This is a genomic window from Sphingopyxis sp. Root154, from assembly GCF_001427105.1.
Lineage (GTDB): Bacteria > Pseudomonadota > Alphaproteobacteria > Sphingomonadales > Sphingomonadaceae > Sphingopyxis.
Genome location: NZ_LMGI01000003.1, coordinates 791974 through 814501, shown reverse-complemented (window position 1 = coordinate 814501; position 22528 = coordinate 791974). Strand labels below are relative to the sequence as shown.

At 64.4% G+C, this 22528-nt stretch carries 19 protein-coding genes; 9 read left to right on the top strand and 10 right to left on the bottom strand.

What is annotated here, in order from left to right; translation table 11 throughout:
* Nucleotide 1 precedes the first annotated feature (1 nt).
* Nucleotides 2–1600 carry a carboxyl transferase domain-containing protein gene (locus tag ASD73_RS19400; protein WP_056375026.1) on the bottom strand — a complete coding sequence of 533 codons (1599 nt, stop codon included), beginning with the start codon at nt 1598–1600 and terminating at the stop codon, nt 2–4.
* 146 nt (nt 1601–1746) lie between these two features.
* On the opposite strand from ASD73_RS19400, the gene ASD73_RS19395 reads away from it, so the two are divergent.
* The gene (locus ASD73_RS19395; protein ID WP_056375024.1) at nt 1747–3828 is read left to right on the top strand and encodes a M13 family metallopeptidase; all 2082 of its coding nucleotides are present in this window, start codon (nt 1747–1749) and stop codon (nt 3826–3828) included.
* 21 nt (nt 3829–3849) lie between these two features.
* Here ASD73_RS19395 and ASD73_RS19390 read toward each other — a convergent pair whose 3' ends face one another.
* Genes ASD73_RS19390 through ASD73_RS19375 form a run of 4 tightly spaced genes read right to left on the bottom strand, consistent with a single transcriptional unit; the run spans nt 3850 to nt 6092 of the window.
* Complete coding sequence (locus ASD73_RS19390) at nt 3850–4137, bottom strand: hypothetical protein (protein WP_056375022.1); 288 nt, start codon at nt 4135–4137, stop codon at nt 3850–3852.
* Nucleotides 4134–4526, bottom strand: a complete 393-nt coding sequence (locus tag ASD73_RS19385) for a VOC family protein (RefSeq protein ID WP_056375020.1) — start codon at nt 4524–4526, stop codon at nt 4134–4136. The genes ASD73_RS19390 and ASD73_RS19385 overlap by 4 nt, the downstream gene beginning before the upstream one ends.
* A 52-nt stretch (nt 4527–4578) precedes the next feature.
* Nucleotides 4579–4926: a hypothetical protein gene (locus ASD73_RS19380; RefSeq protein ID WP_056375018.1), complete on the bottom strand. Its 348-nt coding sequence runs from the start codon at nt 4924–4926 to the stop codon at nt 4579–4581.
* A complete protein-coding gene (locus tag ASD73_RS19375) occupies nt 4923–6092 on the bottom strand; it encodes an isovaleryl-CoA dehydrogenase (RefSeq protein ID WP_056375016.1) in 1170 nt (389 codons plus the stop codon). The genes ASD73_RS19380 and ASD73_RS19375 overlap by 4 nt, the downstream gene beginning before the upstream one ends.
* Nucleotides 6093–6194: 102 nt before the next feature.
* Between ASD73_RS19375 and ASD73_RS19370 the strand changes: the two genes are divergently transcribed.
* The 5 genes from ASD73_RS19370 (at nt 6195) to ASD73_RS19350 (ending at nt 12056) form a co-directional block, all read left to right on the top strand.
* Nucleotides 6195–7097 carry a LysR family transcriptional regulator gene (locus tag ASD73_RS19370; protein WP_056375014.1) on the top strand — a complete coding sequence of 301 codons (903 nt, stop codon included), beginning with the start codon at nt 6195–6197 and terminating at the stop codon, nt 7095–7097.
* Nucleotides 7098–7262: 165 nt separating this feature from the next.
* The gene (gene cysD, locus ASD73_RS19365) at nt 7263–8189 is read left to right on the top strand and encodes a sulfate adenylyltransferase subunit CysD (protein WP_082521688.1); all 927 of its coding nucleotides are present in this window, start codon (nt 7263–7265) and stop codon (nt 8187–8189) included.
* Nucleotides 8189–10090 carry a sulfate adenylyltransferase subunit CysN gene (cysN, locus tag ASD73_RS19360; RefSeq protein WP_056375012.1) on the top strand — a complete coding sequence of 634 codons (1902 nt, stop codon included), beginning with the start codon at nt 8189–8191 and terminating at the stop codon, nt 10088–10090. Before cysD ends, cysN begins: the two co-directional genes overlap by 1 nt.
* 2 nt (nt 10091–10092) lie before the next feature.
* Nucleotides 10093–10842, top strand: a complete 750-nt coding sequence (locus ASD73_RS19355; protein WP_056375010.1) for a 3'(2'),5'-bisphosphate nucleotidase CysQ — start codon at nt 10093–10095, stop codon at nt 10840–10842.
* A gap of 74 nt (nt 10843–10916) precedes the next feature.
* Entirely contained in the window at nt 10917–12056 is a 1140-nt protein-coding gene (locus ASD73_RS19350; protein WP_056375008.1) for a zinc-binding dehydrogenase, read from the top strand.
* A gap of 92 nt (nt 12057–12148) precedes the next feature.
* On the opposite strand, the gene ASD73_RS19345 is transcribed toward ASD73_RS19350, so the two are convergent.
* The 4 genes from ASD73_RS19345 to ASD73_RS19330 all read right to left on the bottom strand — a co-directional run bounded on the left by ASD73_RS19345 (nt 12149) and on the right by ASD73_RS19330 (nt 16336).
* Nucleotides 12149–13270 carry a cell wall hydrolase gene (locus tag ASD73_RS19345; RefSeq protein WP_235534608.1) on the bottom strand — a complete coding sequence of 374 codons (1122 nt, stop codon included), beginning with the start codon at nt 13268–13270 and terminating at the stop codon, nt 12149–12151.
* Between the two features lie 41 nt (nt 13271–13311).
* Nucleotides 13312–14232 carry a cysteine synthase A gene (gene cysK / locus ASD73_RS19340; RefSeq protein WP_056375003.1) on the bottom strand — a complete coding sequence of 307 codons (921 nt, stop codon included), beginning with the start codon at nt 14230–14232 and terminating at the stop codon, nt 13312–13314.
* A complete protein-coding gene (locus tag ASD73_RS19335; protein WP_056375001.1) occupies nt 14229–14897 on the bottom strand; it encodes an RBBP9/YdeN family alpha/beta hydrolase in 669 nt (222 codons plus the stop codon). Before ASD73_RS19335 ends, cysK begins: the two co-directional genes overlap by 4 nt.
* 125 nt (nt 14898–15022) lie before the next feature.
* The gene (locus ASD73_RS19330; RefSeq protein ID WP_082521687.1) at nt 15023–16336 is read right to left on the bottom strand and encodes an MFS transporter; all 1314 of its coding nucleotides are present in this window, start codon (nt 16334–16336) and stop codon (nt 15023–15025) included.
* Nucleotides 16337–16463: 127 nt separating this feature from the next.
* Here ASD73_RS19330 and ASD73_RS19325 point away from each other — a divergent pair, with 127 nt between their 5' ends.
* Genes ASD73_RS19325 through ASD73_RS19315 form a run of 3 tightly spaced genes read left to right on the top strand, consistent with a single transcriptional unit; the run spans nt 16464 to nt 21199 of the window.
* Nucleotides 16464–18185 carry a DUF885 domain-containing protein gene (locus ASD73_RS19325; protein WP_082521686.1) on the top strand — a complete coding sequence of 574 codons (1722 nt, stop codon included), beginning with the start codon at nt 16464–16466 and terminating at the stop codon, nt 18183–18185.
* 54 nt (nt 18186–18239) lie between these two features.
* Nucleotides 18240–19421 carry a YARHG domain-containing protein gene (locus tag ASD73_RS19320; protein WP_056374999.1) on the top strand — a complete coding sequence of 394 codons (1182 nt, stop codon included), beginning with the start codon at nt 18240–18242 and terminating at the stop codon, nt 19419–19421.
* The gene (locus tag ASD73_RS19315) at nt 19418–21199 is read left to right on the top strand and encodes an adenylate/guanylate cyclase domain-containing protein (protein WP_056374997.1); all 1782 of its coding nucleotides are present in this window, start codon (nt 19418–19420) and stop codon (nt 21197–21199) included. The genes ASD73_RS19320 and ASD73_RS19315 overlap by 4 nt, the downstream gene beginning before the upstream one ends.
* Here ASD73_RS19315 and ASD73_RS19310 read toward each other — a convergent pair.
* Nucleotides 21191–22492 carry an RsmB/NOP family class I SAM-dependent RNA methyltransferase gene (locus ASD73_RS19310; protein WP_056374995.1) on the bottom strand — a complete coding sequence of 434 codons (1302 nt, stop codon included), beginning with the start codon at nt 22490–22492 and terminating at the stop codon, nt 21191–21193. The genes ASD73_RS19315 and ASD73_RS19310 overlap by 9 nt on opposite strands.
* Nucleotides 22493–22528: the final 36 nt, after the last annotated feature.

The following is a 22528-nucleotide window of genomic DNA, read 5'->3' as shown; positions in this document are numbered from 1 at the left end:
GTCACATCCGGAACACGCCGAAGCCGCGTTCCTCGACCGGGGCGTTCAACGTCGCGGCGAAGGCGAGCCCGAGCACATCGCGCGTCTGCGCCGGGTCGATGATGCCATCGTCCCACAGGCGCGCCGTGGCGTGATAGGGATTGCCTTCATCCTCATATTTCTGGCGGATCGGCGCCTTGAAAGCCTCGGCCTCCTCGGGCGTCCATTTTTCGGCGTCGCGGTGGACGGTTGCAAGCACGCTCGCCGCCTGCTCGCCGCCCATCACGCTGATCCGGCTGTTGGGCCAGCTGAACAGGAAACGCGGAGAATAGGCGCGGCCGCACATGCCGTAGTTGCCGGCGCCGAAGCTGCCGCCGATCAGCACGGTGATCTTCGGCACTGTCGCGGTTGCCACCGCGGTCACCAGCTTGGCGCCATGCTTGGCGATGCCTTCGGCCTCATATTTGCCGCCGACCATGAAGCCGCTGATGTTCTGGAGGAAGAGCAGGGGGATGCGCCGCTGCTGCGCCAGCTCGATGAAATGCGCGCCTTTGACCGCGCTTTCGCTGAACAGCACGCCGTTGTTGGCAAGGATTGCGACCGGAATGCCCCAGATATGCGCAAAGCCGCACACGAGCGTGCTGCCGTAATTCGCCTTGAACTCGTGAAACTCGCTGCCGTCGATGATGCGCGCGATCACTTCATGGACGTCATAGGGCGCACGGACGTCGTCGGGGACGACGCCGTACAGCTCTTCGCCGGCATATTTGGGCGGGCGCGGGGCTTTTAACGGAACTTGGAAGCCCGTGTTTTCGCCAAGATGGCTGACGATGTCGCGGACGATCGTCAGCGCATGTTCGTCATTCTCGGCGAGATGGTCGACGACACCCGACTTCTTCGCATGCAGATCGCCGCCGCCAAGGTCCTCTGCGCTGATCTCCTCGCCCGTCGCGGCTTTCACCAGCGGCGGGCCGGCGAGGAAGATCGTGCCCTGATTGCGCACGATCACCGTCTCATCTGACATCGCGGGGACATAAGCGCCGCCCGCGGTGCAGCTTCCCATTACGCAGGCAATCTGCGGGATGCGCTTCGCCGACATATTCGCCTGATTGAAGAAGATGCGCCCGAAATGGTCGCGGTCAGGAAAAACCTGATCCTGATGCGGCAGGTTTGCGCCGCCGCTGTCGACGAGATAGATGCACGGCAGGCGGTTCGCCTCGGCAATCTCCTGCGCGCGGAGGTGCTTCTTCACAGTCATCGGGTAATAGGTGCCACCCTTCACCGTCGCATCGTTGCACACGATCATGCACTGGCGCCCCGACACCTGCCCGATCCCGCAGATCAGCCCCGCGCCCGGCACTTCACCGTTATAGAGGTCGTTCGCGGCGAGCTGGCCGATTTCGAGGAAGGGCGCGCCCGGGTCGAGCAGCCGTTCGACGCGCTCGCGCGGCAGCAATTTGCCGCGGCTCGTGTGCCGGTCGCGCGACTTTTCGTTGCCGCCGAGCGCCGCTTCGGCGACCGCCGAGCGCAGCGCGTCGGTCAGCGCACGGTTATGCGCGCTGCGGGTGCGATATTCGTCGCTGTCCGCGTTGATGCTGGTGCCTAGAACCGGTGCGCTCACTGTACAGTCTCTCCCTGAAATCGGTTCGGAACTAACCCGTCGCTCGTCGATTGAAAAGCGCAGCAGGCCGAAAATGGTTGGCGTTGAAACCAGTTTTTCGCACGCGTCGGCCGCCTGCCTATCCGTGACAAAACAAGGTCATTTCCATGAAAAAAGCTGTCTTTGCCGTTCTTCTGTCTACCGCCGCGGTTCTCGCGGGCCCCGTCGCTTGTAGCAGCGGCAAGGACAGCTCCGCCGCCTACACCGTCGGCACTGAAATCGGGATCAGCAAGGCCGCGATGGACACCGCCGCAAAGCCCGGCGATGACTTCTACGCCTACGCCAATGGCAATTGGGACAAGACGACCGAAATCCCCGCCGACCGCTCGTCGATCGGTGGTTTTTACGTCGCGCAGCTCGAAACCGAAAAGCGCAATCGCGAACTCGTCGATGCGATCGTCAAGGGCGATGCCGCCGCCGGCACGAACGAGGGCCGCATCGCCGCTTTCTATAAAGCTTACACAGACACCAAAGCGATCGATGCCGCGGGCATGAAGCCCGTCGCCGCCGACCTCGAGCGCTTTGCCGCGATCGCCGACAAGGCTGCGCTGTCGAAGGTCCTCGGCGAACAGCTCCGCGCCGACGTCGACCCCTTGAACGCGACCGATTTCGGCACCGAGAATCTCTTCGGCGTCTTCGTGACGCAGGGGCTCGCGACCCCGGGCGACGTCATTCCCTATCTGCTGCAGGGCGGGCTCGGTATGCCCGAACGCGAATATTATCTGTCGGCCGACCCCAAGATGGCGAGCATCCGCACCGCCTATCAGGCCTATATCGCCAAGCTGCTGACCGCCGCGGGCCAGAGCGACGCCGCCGCGAAGGCGAAGCGCATCTACGACCTCGAGGTCAAGATCGCCAAGGCGCATGCGACCCGCGAGCAGAGCGAGGACTTCACCAAATCGGCCGACGTCTGGGCGAAGGCCGATTTCGCCAAGAAGGCGCCCGGCATCGACTGGCCGGCGTTCATGAGCGCTGCGAAGCTCGACAGCGCGGCCAAGTTCGGCGCTTATCACGCGAACGCGATCACCGGCCTGTCGGCGCTCGTCGCCTCCGAGCCGCTCGATGCGTGGAAGGACTGGCTCGCCTTCCATCAGATCAACAGCCACGCCGACGTGCTGCCGAGCGCGATCGATGGCGCGCACTTCGCCTTCTACGGCACGACGATGGCGGGCACGCCGCAGCAACGCAGCCGTGACAAGCGCGCGCTCGACGCACTCGACACCTATCTCGGCGATGCGGTGGGCAAAGCCTATGCCGACAAATATTTCCCCGCCTCGGCCAAGGCAGAGGTCGGCGACATGGTGAAGAACATCAAGGCCGCCTTCGCGACGCGCGTGAACACGATCGACTGGATGGCGCCCGAGACCAAGAAGGAAGCGATCAAGAAGGTCGAAACGATCGCGGTCGGCGTCGGCTACCCCGACAGCTGGCGCGATTATGGCAGCTACACCGTCGGCGCCAACCCCTATGCGAACGAGGTCGCGGGACAGCAGGCCGAATATGCGCACCAGCTCGCCAAGATCGGCAAGCCGATGGACAAGGGCGAGTGGTGGATGGTTCCGCAGACCGTCAACGCGGTGAACCTGCCCGTCCAGAACGCGCTGAACTTCCCCGCCGCGATCCTTCAGCCGCCCTTCTTCAACGCCAAGGCTGACCCCGCGTTTAACTATGGCGCGATCGGTGCGGTGATCGGGCATGAAATCAGCCACAGCTTCGACAATAATGGCGCGGCGTTCGATTCCACCGGGGCACTGCGCAACTGGTGGACCCCGGCGGATCTGGCGAAGTTCAACGCGGCGGGCGACGCGCTCGCGGCGCAGTTCGACACCTACAAGCCGTTCCCCGACCTTGCGGTCAACGGCAAGCTGACGCTGGGTGAGAATATCGCCGACGTGGCGGGGCTTCAGGCTTCGTACGACGCCTATCGCGCCTCGCTCGGCGGCAAGGAAGCGCCGGTGATCGACGGCTTCACCGGCGACCAGCGCTTCTTCATCGCCTTTGCGCAGACCTGGGCGACCAAGATGCGCGCCGAGGCGCTGCGCGCGCGTGTCGCGACCGACGGCCATGCGCCGGGCATGTACCGCGCGCTGACGGTGCGGAACCTCGACGCGTGGTACAAGGCGTTCAACGTCCAGCCGACCGACAAGCTGTATCTCGCACCCGACAAGCGCGTCCGCGTCTGGGGATAATGTCAGGGGAGGGCGGGGCAATTACTTTGCCTCGTCCTTGCCCGATGGCTCGCCGGGCTTTTCCTTCAGGATCAGGTAGCGATAGACGCCGATCGCGTTGATGACGAGCAGCGCGATATTCTGCCACCCGATGCCTTCGCTGTCGGGCTGGAGAAAACCCCAGGCGATCAGCGCGATGCTGCTCGTCACGAAAACGACAAACGCCCAGCCGGTCCAGCGTCGCCCGAGATTAAGCGACACGACCAGCGCCGCGAGCGTTGCCGCGCCCGCACCATAATATTGCAATACGGTGAGCAAAGTGTCGTTCATCGCGGTTCGATAAGGTTGCTGACTTCGACGAGGTTGCCGTCGGGGTCATGGAAATAGAGCGAGTTGATTGTGCCCGTAGCGCCATCGCGCAATCCCGCGTCGACGATCGCAACGTCCTGTGCCTCCAGATGCGTGCGCCATTCGGCAACCGGCGTATCGCTGAGCAGGCAAAAGTTCCCGCTGCCCGGCACCGTGTCGCGGGCGATGCTCGGGCTGGTTGCGGCATCCTGCAGGCTGATCTTGTGAACGCCGAACTGCAGCGAATATTTGCCCGGCCGCTCCTCGCGTGCAGTCATGCCGAGCACGCGTTCATAGAAGGCGCGCGTCTCCGCGACGTCGCGCACGCACAGCACGATATGGTCGAAGCCGGAGACACGAAACCCGCTCATCGCCCGTTCGCCGTCGCGCCATGCACATATTCGGGCTTCAGCCCGCGCGCGCTCATGCCGCCCCCAGCAGCGCGAAGACGCCCGAGGCGGAGAGAAAGGGCCAGCCGATATGGCGTCCGCGCGTATAGATCGCGTCGAACAATCCAGTTGCAGTCCAGGCCGCGCCGATCAGCAGGATCAGGCCGCGCGGCGTTCCCGGCCAGACGACCGACGCCGCCGAAACGAGCATCAACAGGGAAAGCGCATGCCATGCAAGACGGAACACCTTGCGGGCGAGATCGATGCTCATCACCCCTTGGTCGAGCGTCATCAGCGGACCCATCAGCCTGCGCTCACCCAGATAGCCATGAATCCCGGCCGTCGTCACCATGAAGGCGGCCGACAGCCAGAGCCAGATCACGCGCCGGCGCCGATCAGTTCGCGGCCGATCAGCATGCGGCGGATTTCGTTCGTGCCCGCGCCGATGTCGAGCAGCTTGGCGTCGCGCCAGTAACGCTCGACCGGCCAGTCCTTCGTATAGCCCGCGCCGCCCAAAGCCTGGATCGCTTCGCCCGCGACCTTCACCGCATTCTCACTGGCGAGAAGGATACAGCCCGCGGCGTCGAAGCGGGTCGTCTGACCAGCGTCGCACGCCTTGGCGACGTTATAGACATAGGAGCGCGCCGATTGGAGCATGACATACATGTCGGCGACCTTCGCCTGCATCAGCTGGAACGATCCGATCGGCTTGCCGAACTGCTTGCGTTCGCGGACATAGGGAATGACCGTGTCGAGGCACGCCTGCATGATCCCGAGCTGGAGCCCGGCGAGCACGACGCGCTCATAGTCGAGTCCCGACATCAGCACGCCGACGCCGCCATTTTCGGGGCCCATGACCTGCTCTTCAGACACTTCACAATCGGTGAACACCAGTTCGGCGGTCGGCGAGCCGCGCATGCCGACCTTGTCGATCTTCTGCCCGATGCTGAACCCCGGCATGTCCTTCTCGATCAGGAAGGCGGTGATCCCGCGCGACCCGGCTTCGGGGCTCGTCTTGGCATAGACGACCAGCGTGTCGGCGTGCGTCGCATTGGTGATCCAGAATTTGGTGCCGTTCAGAACGTAACCGCTGCCCTTGCGCTCGGCCTTCAACTTCATCGACACGACGTCACTGCCGGCGCCGGCTTCGGACATCGCCAGGCTGCCGACATGCTCGCCGCTGATCAGCTTGGGCAGATATTTCGCCTTCTGTTCGGCATTGCCCCAGCGGCGGATCTGGTTGACGCAAAGGTTCGAATGCGCGCCGTAGGAGAGGCCGATGGCGCCCGATGCGCGGCTGACTTCCTCGACCGCGATGACATGCTCGAGATAGCCGAGGCCGAGCCCGCCGAACTCTTCCTCGACGGTGATGCCGTGCAGCCCGAGGTCGCCCATCTGCGTCCACAGCTCGTCGCGCGGGAACCAGTCGTCGGCGTCGGCCTTCGCGGCGAGCGGAGCGATCTGTTCGTCGGCGAAGCGGGCGGTGGTGTCGCGGATCATGTCGGCGGTTTCGCCGAGCGCGAAATCGAAATCGGGGGTGGCGCGCATGGATTACCTATCGATCGAGGGGGCGGGACTGCGCGCGAGTGTGCATCAAAATATCACCATAGGGAAATTGAAATGAAGTGAGATTTGGCATAAGAAAAATTTATGATAAAGCGCACGCATATCCGCCAGTTCCTCGCCGTCGTCGACGCCGGCAGCTTCACGCAGGCGGCGCTGCGCATCCGCGTGACCCAGCCGGCGCTGTCGACGGGCATCGCCGAACTCGAAAAGCTGGTCGGCACGCCGCTGTTCATCCGCAACCGCCGCCAGATCCGGCTGACCGAGGCGGGTGGGCGTTTCCTGCCCATTGCGCGCGATCTCGAGCGCGGCTTTCGCGCCGCCGACAGCTTCGAGCGTGAGAGCGACCGCCGGTCGAGCGAACTCAAGCTCGGCGTGATCCGCTCGGCGCCCGCAGAATTGCTGCAAGCGATCGCCGCCGCGCTGCGGCCGGGCTTCGCGATCGAACTTGTCGAGAACAGCGACTCCGAACTCCGCGCCGCGCTCGGCAGCGGCCGCATCAACATGGCGCTCGTCCCGCTGCGGCCGGGCGAGCGCGGCGATCATGTCATGCCGCTTTATGAAGAGCCGCTCGTGATGTTCATCGCATCGGATCATCCGCTCGCCGGACGGATCGAGGTCGGGCCCGAGGAACTCGCCGCCGAAACGATGATCGCGCGCCGGTCGTGCGAATTTCTCGACGCGACGAGCCGTTTCTTTACGCGCCACGGGGTCCGCCCGCGCTTCGCGCTGCGCAGCGAGAGCGACGAGCGCTGCCTGCGCATGGTCGCGGCGGGGATCGGGATCACCACAGCACCCGTCTCGCTCGCAATCGACGGCATCGTTCCGCTCAAGGTCGCGGGCTATGATTTCCGCCGTGAACTCGGCCTGATCGCCGACCCCGCGTGGCGCACGCTCCCCGAAATCGCGCCGCGGCTCGCGCACGCGCTCGAAACGATCGGCGCAATCGCAGCCGAGTGGCGGCAGATGAAAGTCGACATCGCTGCATAACCTGCACCCCAAGCCTGGCTTGCAGCGTCAAAAGGCCATAACGTTTGCTCGCTCACATAACGCAGCGGTACGGGGACGTCCTTCACCCCGTCCATTTGGACGTATGCCCAGATGAAAAATGTCCTATTCCGCTCTCCGTGGCGGAAGCGCGAGGAGGCGAGTTTGTTGTCGTCTGATTTACAGACAAAATCACTGGAGCTGACCCATCTCGACCGGCTCGAGGCCGAGAGCATCCATATCATGCGCGAAGTGATGGCCGACGCCGCCAAGCCCGTGATGCTGTACAGCGTGGGCAAGGACAGCGCGGTCATGCTGCACCTCGCGCGCAAAGCCTTCTATCCCTCGCCGCCTCCGTTCCCGCTGCTCCACGTCGACACGACGTGGAAATTTCAGGCGATGTACGAGTTGCGCGACCGCATGGCGGCCGAGAGTGGGATGGACCTCATCGTCTATCAGAATCCCGAGGCCAAAGAGCGCGGGATCAATCCGTTCGATCATGGTCCGCTGCACACCGATATGTGGAAGACCGAGGGGCTGAAGCAGGCGCTCGACCTCCACGGCTTCGACGTCGCCTTCGGCGGTGCGCGCCGCGACGAGGAAAAGAGCCGCGCGAAGGAGCGCATCTTCTCGTTCCGCACCGCGACGCATGGCTGGGATCCGAAAAAGCAGCGGCCCGAGCTCTGGAACCTCTATAACGCCCGCAAGGCGAAGGGCGAAAGTATCCGCGTCTTCCCGATCTCGAACTGGACCGAGCTCGACATCTGGCAATATATCGCGCGCGAAAATATCCCCATCGTGCCGCTCTATTTCGCCGCGCCGCGTCCCACCGTCGAGCGCGATGGCCTGCTGCTGATGGTCGACGACGACCGCTTCCCGCTGCTGCCGGGTGAGACGCCGGTGGAACGTTCGGTGCGCTTCCGTACCCTTGGTTGCTACCCGCTCACGGGTGCAGTCGAGAGCGAGGCCAGCACGCTGTCCGAGGTAATCCAGGAAATGCTGCTGACCACGACCAGCGAACGGCAGGGCCGCATCATCGACAAGGATGGCGGTGATGCCAGTATGGAGAAGAAGAAACAGGAGGGGTATTTCTGATGACCGACCCCATCTACGTCACCGACGCCCTCATCGCCGAGGACATCGACGCCTATCTCGAACAGCATCAGCAAAAATCGCTGCTGCGCTTCATCACTTGCGGATCGGTCGACGACGGCAAGTCGACGCTGATCGGCCGACTGCTCTATGACTCGAAGATGATCTTCGAGGACCAGCTGGCCGCGCTCGAAGCCGACAGCAAGCGCGTCGGCACGCAGGGACAGGAGATCGACTTCGCGCTGCTCGTCGACGGCCTCGCCGCCGAGCGCGAGCAGGGGATCACGATCGACGTCGCCTACCGCTTTTTCACGACCGAGAAGCGCAAGTTCATCGTCGCCGACACCCCGGGCCATGAGCAGTACACGCGCAACATGGTCACGGGCGCCTCGACCGCCGACCTCGCCGTCATCCTCATCGACGCGCGCAAGGGCGTGCTGACGCAAACGCGCCGCCACAGCTTCCTCGCGCATCTGATCGGCATCAAGCATATTGTGCTCGCGGTGAACAAGATGGACCTTGTCGGCTACGACAAGACCGTGTTCGATCGTATCGCGCTGGCCTACCGGGCGTTCGCGAGCGAGATCGGCATCACCAACTTCACCGCGATCCCGATCTCGGGCTTCAAGGGCGACAATATCACCGCGCTCTCGGACAACACGCCCTGGTTCAAGGGGCCGGCGCTGATCGAACATCTCGAAACTGTCGAGATCGGCAGCACCGCCGACGAGGCGAAGCCGTTCCGCCTGCCGGTGCAATGGGTCAACCGCCCGAACCTCGATTTCCGCGGCTTCTCGGGCCAGCTTGCGAGCGGCAAGGTCAAGCCCGGCGATGCTGTGCGCATCCTGCCGAGCGGCAAGATGACCACCGTCGACCGCATCGTCACCCTCGACGGCGATCTCGATGAGGCGGTGGCCGGCCAGTCGGTAACACTGACCCTTGCCGACGAGGTCGACTGCTCACGCGGGGACGTCATCTCCGCCGCCGACGCGCCGCCCGAAGCGGCCGACCAGTTCGAGGCGACGCTTGTGTGGATGGCCGACGAGGCGATGATCGCGGGCCGCGCTTATTGGCTCAAGCTCGCGACGCAGAGCGTCTCGGCGACGATCCAGCAGCCTAAATATGAGATCAACGTCAACACGCTCGACCATCTTGCGGCGAAGACGCTCGAACTCAACGGCATCGGCGTGGTGGAACTATCGACAGACAAGCCGATAGTGTTTGAAACCTATGGCGACAACCGCACTCTCGGCGGCTTCATCCTGATCGACAAGCTCACCAACGCGACCGTCGCGGCGGGCATGCTGCACTTCAGCCTGCGCCGCGCGCAGAATGTCCATTGGCAGGCGACCGACATCGACCGCGACATGCGCGCCAGCCTCAAGAACCAGCGTCCCGCGCTCCTCTGGTTCACCGGCCTTTCGGGGTCGGGCAAATCAACGATCGCAAACCTCGTCGAGAAAAAGCTGCACCGGATGAACCGCCACAGCTTCCTGCTCGACGGCGACAATGTCCGCCACGGCCTCAATCGCGACCTCGGCTTTACCGAGGCCGACCGGATCGAGAATATCCGCCGCGTCGGCGAGGTCGCGAAATTGATGAGCGACGCCGGCCTCATCGTCATCACCGCCTTCATTTCGCCCTTCCGCGTCGAGCGCGAAATGGTGCGCAGCATGTTGCCCGAGGGTGAGTTCATCGAAGTCTTCATCGATACGCCGCTGGCCGAGGCCGAAAAGCGCGACGTCAAGGGCCTCTATAAAAAGGCGCGAGCGGGTCAGCTCAAGAATTTCACCGGCATCGACAGCCCTTATGAGGCGCCGGAGAATCCCGAAATTCGTATCGACACGACCGCGATGACGCCTGAAGAGGCGGCGGACCTGATCATCGATCGCTTGTTGGGATAGACATGACTACGGGGGAAAGTGACGAACAGCTTGCCGAACGGCTCGCAACGGCAGCGGGAACGATATTGCTCGACCTGCGCGAACGGGGCGATCTCGAAGGCAAGGCGCTGGGTCAGGCGGGCGATAAGCAGGCCAACGCCATGCTGTGCCGCGAGATCCGCGCCGCGCGGCCAGACGACGCGCTTCTTTCCGAAGAGGAAAAGGACAATCCTGTCCGCTGCGGCCAGTCGCGCGTCTGGATCGTCGATCCGCTCGACGGCACGCGCGAATATGGCGAAGGCAGGGACGATTGGGCGGTGCATGTCGCGCTCGCGGTCGATGGCGTCGCTACGGTTGGCGCGGTCGCGCTGCCCGGACTTGATGTTACATTGACCTCGGGCGCTCCGCTCTCGCTTCAGCCGGCAAACGAGCCGCTCCGCATGCTCGTCAGCCGCACGCGTCCCGCCGCCGAAGCGGTCTTCGTTGCCGGAAAGCTCGGCGCCGAACTCCTCGCCATGGGTTCGGCGGGGGCCAAGGCGATGGCGGTGGTGCGAGGGGAGGCCGACATCTATCTGCACACCGGCGGGCAATATGAATGGGACAATTGCGCGCCGGTCGCGGTGGCGCAGGCGGCAGGCCTGCATGTCAGCCGCGTCGATGGATCGCCGATCCGCTACAACAATCCCGACACCTATTTGCCCGACCTGCTAATCTGCCGGAAAGAGTTTGCCGCCGAGGTGCTTCGCCTCGCCGCACAATATTCACCGGGCTGACGGGCAGGGCATTGCCAGCGGCGCGGCTGCGTCTTAATCCGTTGCATCGAAAAACCGAAAACGGGAGATGCGCCATGACCGACCTGCCTGAAACCAACCTCACCATGCTGACACTCGTGAAGCCCGAAGGGCAGCTCGAAGTTTCGCTCGAGCGCCGTCCGATGCCGACGCCGAAGCCGCACGAAGTGCTGGTGAAAGTGCTCGCCGCGCCGATCAACCCGTCCGACCTTGGCCTGCTGTTCGGCGGTGCCGACATGTCGACCGCGCGCGCGTCGACCAGGGACGGCCAGCCACTGATCGTAGCCGACGTGCCGCCGGCGGGCATGCGCGCGATGAGCGGCCGTATCGGCGACGCGCTCGCGATCGGCAACGAAGGCTGCGGCACCGTCGTCGCGGCGGGCGACACGCCCGAGGCGCAGGCGCTGCTCGGCAAGACCGTCGCGCTGCTCGGCGGCGAGATGTACGCCGAATATCGGTGCCTGCCGGTACAGATGGTGATGCCACTCCCCGACGGCACCGATCCCGCCGATGGCGCTTCCTGCTTCGTCAATCCGCTGACCTCGCTGGCTTTCACCGAGACGATGCGGATGGAGAACCACAGCGCCATCGTCCACACTGCCGCGGCGTCGAACCTCGGCCAGATGCTCGTCAAGATTTGCGCGAAGGACGGCATCCCGCTCGTCAACATCGTGCGCAGTGACGCGCAGGTCGAGATACTGAAGGGCATCGGCGCGAAATATATCGTCAACAGCAGTGCCGACGATTTCATGGAGCGACTGATCGACGCGATCGTCGAGACCGGCGCAACGCTCGGTTTCGATGCGACCGGTGGCGGCAAGCTCGCGGGTCAGGTGCTCACCGCGATGGAAGCCGCTGCGGTCAAGCGCATGACGACCTACAGCCGCTATGGTTCGGACACGTTCAAGCAGGTCTATATCTATGGCGCGCTCGACCTGTCGCCGACGACCTTTTCGGCGCGCAGCTTTGGCCTGACCTGGGCGCTCGGCGGCTTCCTGCTGACGCCCTTTATGGCGAAGGCGGGGATGGAAACCGTCGGCCGCATGCGGAAGCGCGTCGTCGATGAACTGACGACCACTTTCAAGAGCCACTACAGCCACGAAATTTCGCTGACCGAGGCCCTGAATGTCGACACCGCGCAGGCGTACAACGCGAAGCGCACGGGCGAGAAATATCTGATCAAGCCGCACGGCTAAGGATGGCGTCGCCCCCGCGAAGGCGGGAGCCGCTATCGTCCTAGCGCAAGGTTGCTAGCGGGCCCCGCCTTCGCGGGGGCGACGGCTTCTCGTTACCGCTTCATGCACTGGCGGACGTCATCGCGCTTATATTCGCTGCAATTCCACAGGGCCTTTTCGAACCCCGCCTTGTCGTCGCGAAGGTAAGAAAAAGTCATCGCCGCACGCTGCGTATCGCTCATCGCGTCGCTGTCGGGTTTCAGCACCGGGTTGGTCCAGCCCATGAACTTGCAATAGGGCTTGTCGCCGCACAGCCGCAGCGCGGTGGTGACGAAGCTTTCGGGGGCCGCCTTGCGGTCGAGCTGGGTGTAGATGGTGTCGCGACCCGCGCTCTCACCCGCGCCGGCGACGACGCGCGCTTCGCCGACGGCGGCATTGGCATCGACACCCGTCGCCAGATCGGTCGGTAACCCCAGCGCCATTGCATGCAGCGGCGATATCGCCGCGAGCTTCGCCACCGGGCCATCGCTTCCCGATACCGCGCCGCGGAAAGCGCCGGGCGTGCCCCAATAGCCCGGCCAGCGGAAAAACAGGTGCGTATCGACGATCGCGATCTTCTCGAGGCTGTCGCTCCAATAAGGACGCACCCAGTCTGTGTGATAGTGGGTGGCGAGGCCAACGGGCGGATAGGTCCCGCCCGACAGCATCATGTCGGCATTGTTGCGTGCGCGCTGCCACGCCGCGTCCGAATAGCGGCGGTTCAATGCCCCGTCGCAGGTGAAGGTAAACTGGCAGCCCGTTGTGCGTTCCGACCCCTGGAATACGACGCCGCAGATCGATTTCGGGAAGGCGGGATGCCGGGCACGGTTGATTACGACCTGGCCGACCGCCTGCTGCCCTTTCGCGTCGTCGCCCGCCTCGTAAATCATCGCCGCGGCAAGGCAATCACGCGCGCGGGCTTTCGCGTCGCCGCCACCTGCATACACGAAGGGCCGCGCCGCGATGAAGCCCTTCGTGATCAGCGCGACTTCAGCGTTTTGCGCGCGCGCGTCGTCTTCGGTGACTGGCGCCAGCTCCATCGGCGCGACTTCGGGTACGATATTGGCTGGCGGCGCAATGGGTTGTCGATGCGCGACATGCGTTCCCGTGCGGGTCGAATGGCTCGCGAAGAGCACCGCCACCACCGCCGCGGCCACGATCAGGACGAACAGCCAGCCCGTCCAGTCGCGCCGCAAGGGCAACGCCGTTTGATCATCTTGGGGGGGCACGAGCGTCCTCAGATCTCCGGGAGGAAATCGGGAACCGACAGGTAACGCTCGCCGGTGTCATAGTTGAAGCCGAGCACGCGGCTGCCTGCGGGAAGCTCCGCGAGCTTCTGTGCGATGGCGGCGAGGGTGGCGCCCGACGAGATGCCAACCAGCATGCCTTCCTCGGTCGCGGCGCGACGCGCGAAATCCTTCGCGGCGGCGGCATCGACTTTGATTACGCCGTCGAGCAGATCGGTGTGGAGGTTGCGCGGGATGAAGCCGGCACCGATGCCCTGGATCGGGTGCGGCGCAGGCTGGCCGCCGGAAATGACCGGCGAGGCTTCGGGTTCGACCGCATAGACTTTGAGGTTCGGCCAATGTCCTTTCAGAAACTGCGCAACCCCAGTGATATGGCCGCCGGTGCCGACGCCGGTGATCAGCGCGTCGATCGGCGTGTCCTTGAAATCGGCGAGGATTTCGGGGCCGGTGGTGCGGACATGGACGTCGATATTGGCTTCATTTTCGAACTGCTGCGGCATCCAGGCGCCGGGGGTCGTCTCGACGAGTTCGATTGCGCGCTCGATTGCGCCCTTCATGCCCTTTTCGCGCGGCGTCAGGTCGAAGGTTGCACCATAGGCCAGCATCAGCCGGCGGCGTTCGACCGACATGCTTTCGGGCATGACGAGCACGAGCTTGTAGCCCTTGACCGCGGCGGCCATCGCGAGGCCGATACCGGTGTTACCCGACGTCGGCTCGACGATGGTGCCGCCGGCTTTCAGGCTGCCGTCCTTTTCGGCGGCTTCGATCATGGCGAGGCCGATTCGATCCTTGATCGATCCACCGGGATTGCTGCGTTCCGACTTCACCCAGACTTCGGCGTCGGGGAACAGCTTGGCGACACGGATGTGCGGCGTGTTGCCGATTGTCTCGAGGATCGAATTGGCTTTCATGATCGGTGCGCTCTTTCCTTGAATTCGAATCGCGGGTCGCGGCGGACACGATTTGGCCAGTCTCCGGCGCGCAGCCAGAGTGCCTCGTCCGCCAGCGCCGGCGTGGTCGCGGGTTGTAACGATGCGAGCAGATACTGTCCATAAGGCCAGTCGGCGACGCCCGAGTCCGCATTGATATGGCCGAACGGTCCGGCATTGACGAAACGAGCGTCCCAGTGCCGCGACAGGCGCCAGACATAGGAGGTTTTGGCATAAGGATCATCATCGCTGGCCACGACGATCATCGGCGTCTGCGACGACAGCGCCGGCGAGTCGGTGAAGCTTTCGACCCGTGTATCGCGCCGGAGCTGCGTCAGGTCGGGCGGTGCGACGAGCAGCGCGCCGGCGATACGGTCGCGCGCGACGCTGCTGGCGGCGGCGAACCAATGGGCGAAGGCATGGCAGCCAAGGCTGTGAGCGGCAATGAGGACGGGTTCATGTTCGGCGTCGATCGCGGTCGCGATCTTCTCGACCCATTCGTCCTTCACCGGCTCGTCCCAGCCGCCGAGCTCAATTCGCTCGCAGCGGTTGAAACGTCGCTCCCACAGGCTTTGCCAATGGGTCGGGCCGCTGTTGTAGAGCCCGGGAATGGTCAGGATTTTGTGGCGGATATTCGAATTGTGCATGGCGGTCGCTCCATCGGGGGAGTGAGGGGGAACCGCGGTGACGGGTGCGTCTTTTTAACTCAACTGATTAAATTGACAATAGCCTTTTGACGAAATGAGCGCGAGGTACGGTGAATGGTTTGATACTATCCGCCGGTATGCCTGAACTGCGGCTCGAATGTGCGCGCACGTCGCAGCTCGGGAAATATCCAGGCCCAGAGCGCGGTCACACCGACCGCCGCAGCGCCGCCTATGACAACAGCGCCGACCGGGCCAAGCGCGGCAGCCATCGCCCCGGCACGCATTTCGCCAAGCTCGTTCGAGGCGGAAATGGCAAGCCCCGACGCGGCGCTGACGCGGCCGCGCATATGGTCGGGGGTGTTGAGCTGGATCAGCGTGCCGCGCACGAAGACCGAGAACATGTCGGCAGCGCCCATGAGGACAAGGACCGCGAGCGACAGGAGCAGGTTGGTCGAGAGGCCAAACACCACGGTGCCTACGCCGAAGGCGGCGACCGCCCACAGCATCTTCACCCCGACGTTGCGTTCGATCGGGCGGATGGCAAGACCTACGGCTACGCCGACCGATCCGAAGGCGACGGCGGCACGCATCAATCCTGCGCCTTCGGGCCCCGCGTGCAATATATCGCGGGCGAACACCGGGAACATCGCGGTCGCGCCCGCCAGCAGAACGGCGAACAGGTCGAGCGTGATCGTCCCGAGCAGGAAGCGCTCGACCCATACGAAGCGCAAACCGTCGACCATCTCGCGTAGGGGGTGGCGGCGCACTTCCGCGGGCGGCGGCTGGACCGGCCGCACACGGCTGAGGGTGAAGGCCGATATGGCGAGGAGGATGGCAGAGAAAACATACACCGCGCCCGGATGCGCGGCATAGATGAGGCCGCCCGCCGCCGGGCCGATCACCGACGCCGACTGCCAGGCAATGCTGCTCATCGCGATGGCACGTGGGAGCACCGCGGGCGGGACGATATTGGGCGCAATGGCGCTCATTGCTGGCCCCGAAAAGACGCGTGCGACGCCGTGGAGCGCGGCGAGGGTGAAGAGCAACGGCAGCGTCAACTGGTCGTGCCAGGTGAACCAGCCGAGGGTGGCGGCAATGAGGAGGTCGATGAGGTTCGAAAAGATCGCGACGCTACGCCGCTCGAACCGGTCGGCCGCCCAGCCCGCGACGGGGGTCAGGATAGCGAGCGGAACGAACTGGAACAGGCCGAGCAGTCCGAGCTGGAACGAGGCTTCCTTGATCGACATGCCATAGTCGGTGCGCGCGGTGTCGTAGAGCTGATAGCCGATCACGACGACCATCGCGATCGTCGCCATCACCGCCGTGAAGCGCGCGAGCCAGAAATAGCGAAAGTCGGGAAAGCTGAGCGGGGAAGGGGCTTTGGGCGTTGCGTCCGGCATCACCGGTTCTTCGCCTTCGGGTGGGGGGATCGTTGCCATCGCCGTCCGCCCTATCGTGCTTTTCGTCGCTGTCCAGTCACCCTTGTGTATGCCGTTCGTCGATTATGGGATGCCATCGGCCAGACGCAGTGGCAGAAACCCGCGATCGATTGAGGGAGACTATCGAATGACAAGCAAATTTGCCCGCTTCGGCGGCGCGGCGATGGCAGCGACGCTGTTGGTACTGACCGCATGCAACGCGTCGGAAAACAAGTCGGCGGCTGCGTCGAGTGCGAAGAACTGGACCGAATTTCGCGATAATTTCCTGAAGGGCTATTTCCCGCTCAATCCGAATTTCGCGGTCTATCAGGGCAAGCATGAGTTCGACGGGCAACTTCCAGACTGGTCGCCCGAGGGTATCGAGAAGCAGGCCGCGTATCTCGAAAAAGCGATCGCCGACGCGAAGGCTTTCGACGGCGAGATGACCGATGCCGAAAAGTTCGAGCGCGATTATCTGATCCATGTTGCACAGGGGCAGCTCTTCTTCCTTCGCGATACCGATTTTGCGCAAAAGAACCCGTCCTTCTACACCGGCGCGCTCGATCCCAACGTCTATATCGCGCGCCCCTATGCAGATGCGACGACGCGGATGAAGGCATTCATCGCTTATGCCGAAAAAGTCCCCGCCGCTGCCGCGCAGATCAAGGCGAACCTTAAGCTTCCGCTACCCGCGACCTTCGTCAAATACGGAACCGCGGGCTTTGGCGGCTTTGCCGATTATTATAAGGGCGATGCCAAGGCGGCCTTTGCCTCGGTCAAGGACGAGGCGCTGCAGAAGCAGTTCGACGACGCCGTAGCAAAGGCCGGCGCGGCGATGACCGATCTTGCCAAATATGTCGGATCGCAGCCGGGCACGCCCGACGGCTATGCGCTCGGCGCCGACAAGTTTGCGAAGATGATCCTGACCAATGAAGGCGTCGATACGCCGATCGCCGAGCTCGAACGCATCGGTCAGGCCGACCTCAAGCGCAATCAGGACGCGCTGAAGGCGGCTTGCGCGACTTACGCCGCGGGCATGACGATCGCCGACTGCATGAAGAAGATGAACTCGGACAAGCCCGCCGACGGCCCGGTGGCCGAGGCGCGGCGCCAGTTGCCGACGCTGCGCGCCTTCCTGATCGAAAAGGACATTGTGACAATCCCCGGCACCGAGCAGGCGCAGGTCGAGGAATCACCGCCGTACAACCGGCAGAACAGCGCCTATATCGACATCCCCGGACCGTATGAGAAGGGCCTGCCGTCGGTCTATTATATCTCGCCGCCCGACCCGACGTGGGACAAGCAGACGCAGGCCGATTTCGTACCTGGGCGTAAGGATCTGATGTTTACGTCGGTCCACGAGGTATGGCCGGGCCACTTCCTGAATTTCCTCCACTCGAACCGCGCCGAAAGCATCTTCGGCAAGCTGTTCGTCGGCTATGCCTTCGCCGAGGGCTGGGCGCATTATACCGAGGAAATGATGTGGGATGCGGGGCTGGGCGAGGGCGATCCCGAGACGCATATCGGCCAGCTGTCGAACGCGCTGCTCCGCGATTGCCGCTATCTGTCGGCGATCGGTCTGCACACCAAGGGTATGACCGTCGCCGACAGCGAAAAGCTGTTCAAGGAACAATGCTATCAGGACGAAGGCAATGCGCGACAGCAGGCGGCGCGCGGCACCTATGATCCCGCCTACCTCAATTACACGATGGGCAAGCTGATGATCCGCAAGCTGCGCGAGGACTGGACGAAGGGCGACAAGACGAAGTGGAAGGCATTCCACGACGAGTTCCTGTCGTACGGCGGCCCGCCGATCCCGATGGTACGCGCGGCGATGATGAAGGAAGCGACGCCCAGGGCGGTCTTCTGAGGCTGGCGAATCGAACGGCCGGCGGCTAGCCTCTTCAAAACAGGGGGCTAGCCGATGGTTGACGTGTTCATTTCCTATTCGCGCGACAACAAGGCGCGCGTCGCCGACATCGCGGCCGCGGTCACTGCGGCGGGTTATGATGTCTGGTGGGATGCCGAACTGCCGCCGCACCGGTCGTACGGCGACGTGATCACCGAAAAGATCGGCAGCGCGAAGGCGGCGATCGTCGTCTGGTCGCACACATCGGCGCAGTCCGAATGGGTGCGTGCCGAAGCCGACGTCGCGCGAAACCAGAAGAAGCTGGTGCAGACCGCGATCGATGATGTGATGCCGCCGCTGCCATTCAACCAGATCCAGTTCGCCGATTTGCGCGACTGGAACGGCGATCCGGCGCACGGAGCCTGGCGCAAGGTCCTGATGAGCCTTGAGGAGCTTTGCGGCCGAGAGGCCGTCGCGGCGTCCCCGTCGAGACCGACGCCAGCGCCCGTTGCGCCGCCCCCGCCGCCGGGAGATTTGCAGGCCGTCCCGCGGGAACGGAAGTCCTCTCTGGCTTTGACACTCGCCTGGGCGCTTGTAGCGCTCGCCGCGATCGCGATAGCCTTGCTCGCGTGGAAACTGCTTCAACCGCCCGCAGAACCCGCTCCTTCAACGACCGAAGCTGCCATCCTGCCAGATGAAAAGAAAGTCGCGGAAACGCCCGGAATAGCAAGTGATGGCCCGGCCGAAGCCTTCACGCTCGCAGCGGTCATCGACGATCCCGAGGGCTTCACCAATATCCGCTCGGAGCGCAGCGCAAAAAGCAAGATCATCGGCAAGGTGCTCGATGGCGAGAAATTCCTGACTTACAAGCAGTCCGGCACGTGGTGGCGCGTGCGCAAGGCCGACGGCACGACGGGCTTCATGTTCCGCAAATATATCCGGCTCGTCGAAGGCCGCACGCCGGCGATCCCCGCCGGTGCCGCGCCGACCGGCGTCGGTGGCAGCGGTGTCGTCATTCCCGATTCCTCGGAGCGGCTGCTTTCGACCGACGAGTTGGGCAATTACAGCGCGCTCGAACTCCGGATCGCGCGCAACGAGATTTTCGCACGTAACGGGTTCCGCTTCAGCGATCCCTCGCTCCGTGCGCATTTCAACCAGTTCGACTGGTATCGCCCGACGAGCGACACGGTCGAGCTGTCCGCCACCGAGAAAGCGAATATCGCGTTGCTCAAATCGGCCGAGACAGCGGCACGATGACAGGATCGGCGGACCCGATTGCGGCCGCCGAAGCCGAGGTCGCGCACCGGCTGGCCGAGGGCGATGCGCTGAGCGCGTTCGATTGCGCCGCTGCGGCCCGGCGCGATGGCGTTGAAAGCCCGCGCCTGCGCTATCTGATGGTGCGGGCGCTCGCCGCTTCGGGCGACAGTCTGGGCGCGATGCACCTCTATGAGCAACTCGATCTTGCCGCCTCGGGCGACGTCGACAGTCTCGCGCTGGCGGGGCGGATCTGGAAAGACGCCGCCTTCGACAATAGCGGCGACCGCCGCGCAGCGCTGCTGGGGCAGGCCGCGGCCGCCTATCATCACGCATGGACGCTTTCGGGCGCCTCCTTTCCGGCAATCAACGCTGCGAGCCTCTATGCGCTGCTCGGCGAGCGCGAGCGCGCCGCCGCGCTGGCGGGGCCGATCGCGGCAAATGGCGCCGCCGACAATTATTGGGACCTGGTGACGCTGGTCGAGGCGCTGTTGCTGTTGAACCGCGGCGAGGAAGCACTGCGGCCCGCACAAGCGGCCAAAAATCAGGCGGGAAATCGCGCCGGAGATCGCGCTTCGACGTGCCGCCAGCTGTCGCGACTTGCCGCGAGCGGTGCGATCGATGCGCGTCATACCGGAGCGATCGTCGACCTGCTCTGCCCGCCCCCGGTTGGGGTCTATTGCGGGCGGATGTTCCGCGCGGGCGGGTTCGGCGAGGCAAAGGCCCACGCCGCCATCGCTGCCGCGCTCGATGCGCAGCCGCTTTCGGCGCTGATCGGGCCGCTGGCTTGCGGCGCCGACATTTTGTTCGCCGAAGAAGCGCTCGCTCGCGGAATCGACCTGACTGTCGTGCTGCCCTTCGCCGAGGATGATTTTATCGCCCAATCGGTGCTGTCGGGCGGCGAGGCATGGCTGGCGCGCTATGTCGCATGCCGCGACCGGGCCGCGATGGTGCATTTCGCCAGCGGCTCGCGCTATGTCAGCGACGATTGTCAGTTCGTCCTCGGTTCGCACACGATGATGGGCCTGGCCAAGCTGCGCGCGCGCGAATTGGAGACGACGGCAATCCAGCTCGCTGTGGTCGACCCTGAAATGTCTGCACGTTCGTCGGCCGCAATCGCCGGAACGAATGCCGATGTTGCGCTGTGGCAGCGGCACGGCGGTGAGACGGTGACGATCCCGGTCGGCGCTCTCGACCGTAATCTCGATTTCCCGCCGGCGCCTAGGCCCCCCGAGGGTACGCGCCGAGGTCTCTATGCTATCTTATTCGCGGACTTTGCGGGCTTTTCGAAACTGGGTGAAGCCGAATTGCCGATCTTTGCGAGCGAAGTGATGGGCAGAATCGGTCGCATTCTCGACGACTTCGGTGATGCGGTGCTGTTCCGAAATACCTGGGGCGATGCCGTCTACGCGATCATCGGCGACCCGGCTACGGCGGCGCGGATCGCGCTCGCGATGCAGGAGCAGCTCGATATCCTGCCGCCGGGTCTCGGGCTAGAAGGGCAAAAGGCCGGTATGCGGACCGGCATACATTTTGGGCCGATCTATCGCGGGATCGATCCGGTCGTCGGAAACGAACTCTGGTACGGCACCGAAGTGACGCGCACCGCGCGGATCGAGCCGGTCACATTGGTCGGCCAGGTCTATTGCACGCAGCCACTCGCCGCGATGCTGGCGCTTGGCAACGCGCAGGATTTCGATTGCGACTATGTCGGCAAGGTGCAGCTCGCCAAAGATTATGGCGAGCTCGCCCTCTATCGATTGTCGCGCGGCTCAGTCTGACGGCGCGCGCAGCCGCGCGACGAAAAAGCCATCGAGGCCGCCCTGGTCGGCGAGCATGGCTGGGAGCGTGCGGATCAGCCCCTGGTCGTCGGCGACAACCGCCTCGGGCAGTTCTTCGGCGCGCGCGGGATCGATGATCCATCCGGCATGGTGATCGAGGAAGGTCGACACCTGATCCTCCCCCTCGGCTTGTTCGAGCGAGCAGGTCGCATAGATCAGCGTTCCACCCGGCTTGACCCAACGCGCCGCGCGCGACAGCAGTTCGGTCTGCAGTTCGGCCATCTCCGCTATCTGCCGCGGTTCGATGCGGTGGAGCACATCGGGATGACGGCGGAAGATGCCGGTGGCCGAGCAGGGCGCGTCGAGGAGCACCGCGTCGGCCCGATCCGCGGGCGCCCACGAGCGGATATCGCCCTGGACGATGTCGGCTGTCAGGCCCGTGCGTTCCATATTGGCGCGGAGCCTTTCGAGGCGTTTCGCGCTGGAATCGACCGCGACAACGTTCCACCCCGCCGCGGCGAGTTGCATCGTCTTGCCACCGGGCGCGGCGCAGAGGTCGAGCACGGTTCGGCCCTCGCCCGCGCCGAGCAGGCGTGCGGGAATGCTTGCGGCCAGATCCTGTACCCACCAGCCGCCTTCGCGATAGCCGGGCATCGTTTCGACTGCCTGGCCGCGGGGCAAGCGGCGGTGCCGCGGTGCGAGTGAAACGGCATCGGGCCATTCTTCCGCACCCGGTTCGGCGGCGAAGCTGAGGTCAATCGGCGGCGGCGCACTCCAGGCCGCTTCGGCGGCTTCGACCATCGACAGGCTCCATTGCTCGGCCCAGCGTTCGGCGGTGGGCAGGGGAAGCGTGGCGCGACCCGGCAACTGCCATTCTTCCTGCTGCGCGCGCGACAGGATTGCGTGAACCAGCCGTCGCGGCCCGCCATCGACGAGCGGCAGGGCGGTCGATACGACCGCATGACCGGGGCTTTTGAGGACCAGCAGCTGCGCCAGCGCGATCCGCAAAGCCGCGCGTGATTTGACGTCGTCAGGGAGGATTTGCGCCGTCGCACCGTCGATCAGCGCGTCGAGGTCGACCATCCAGCGCAGCGTTTCGGACACGATCGCCACGGCGAAGGCGCGGTCGGTGGCCGTTAGGCCCTGGGTGGCGGCATGCATCGCGACATCCAGCGGGTCGCCGCGTCGCAGGATCGCATCGATCAGGCGCAGCGCGGCGCGGCGCGTCGCCGTGCCCGCGGGATCGGCGCCGCCGGACGATCGCGGGCGCCGGGGCGGGCGGCGATCAGCCATGATGGGTAACGGCGTGGTTGGCGTGACGCATGAAAA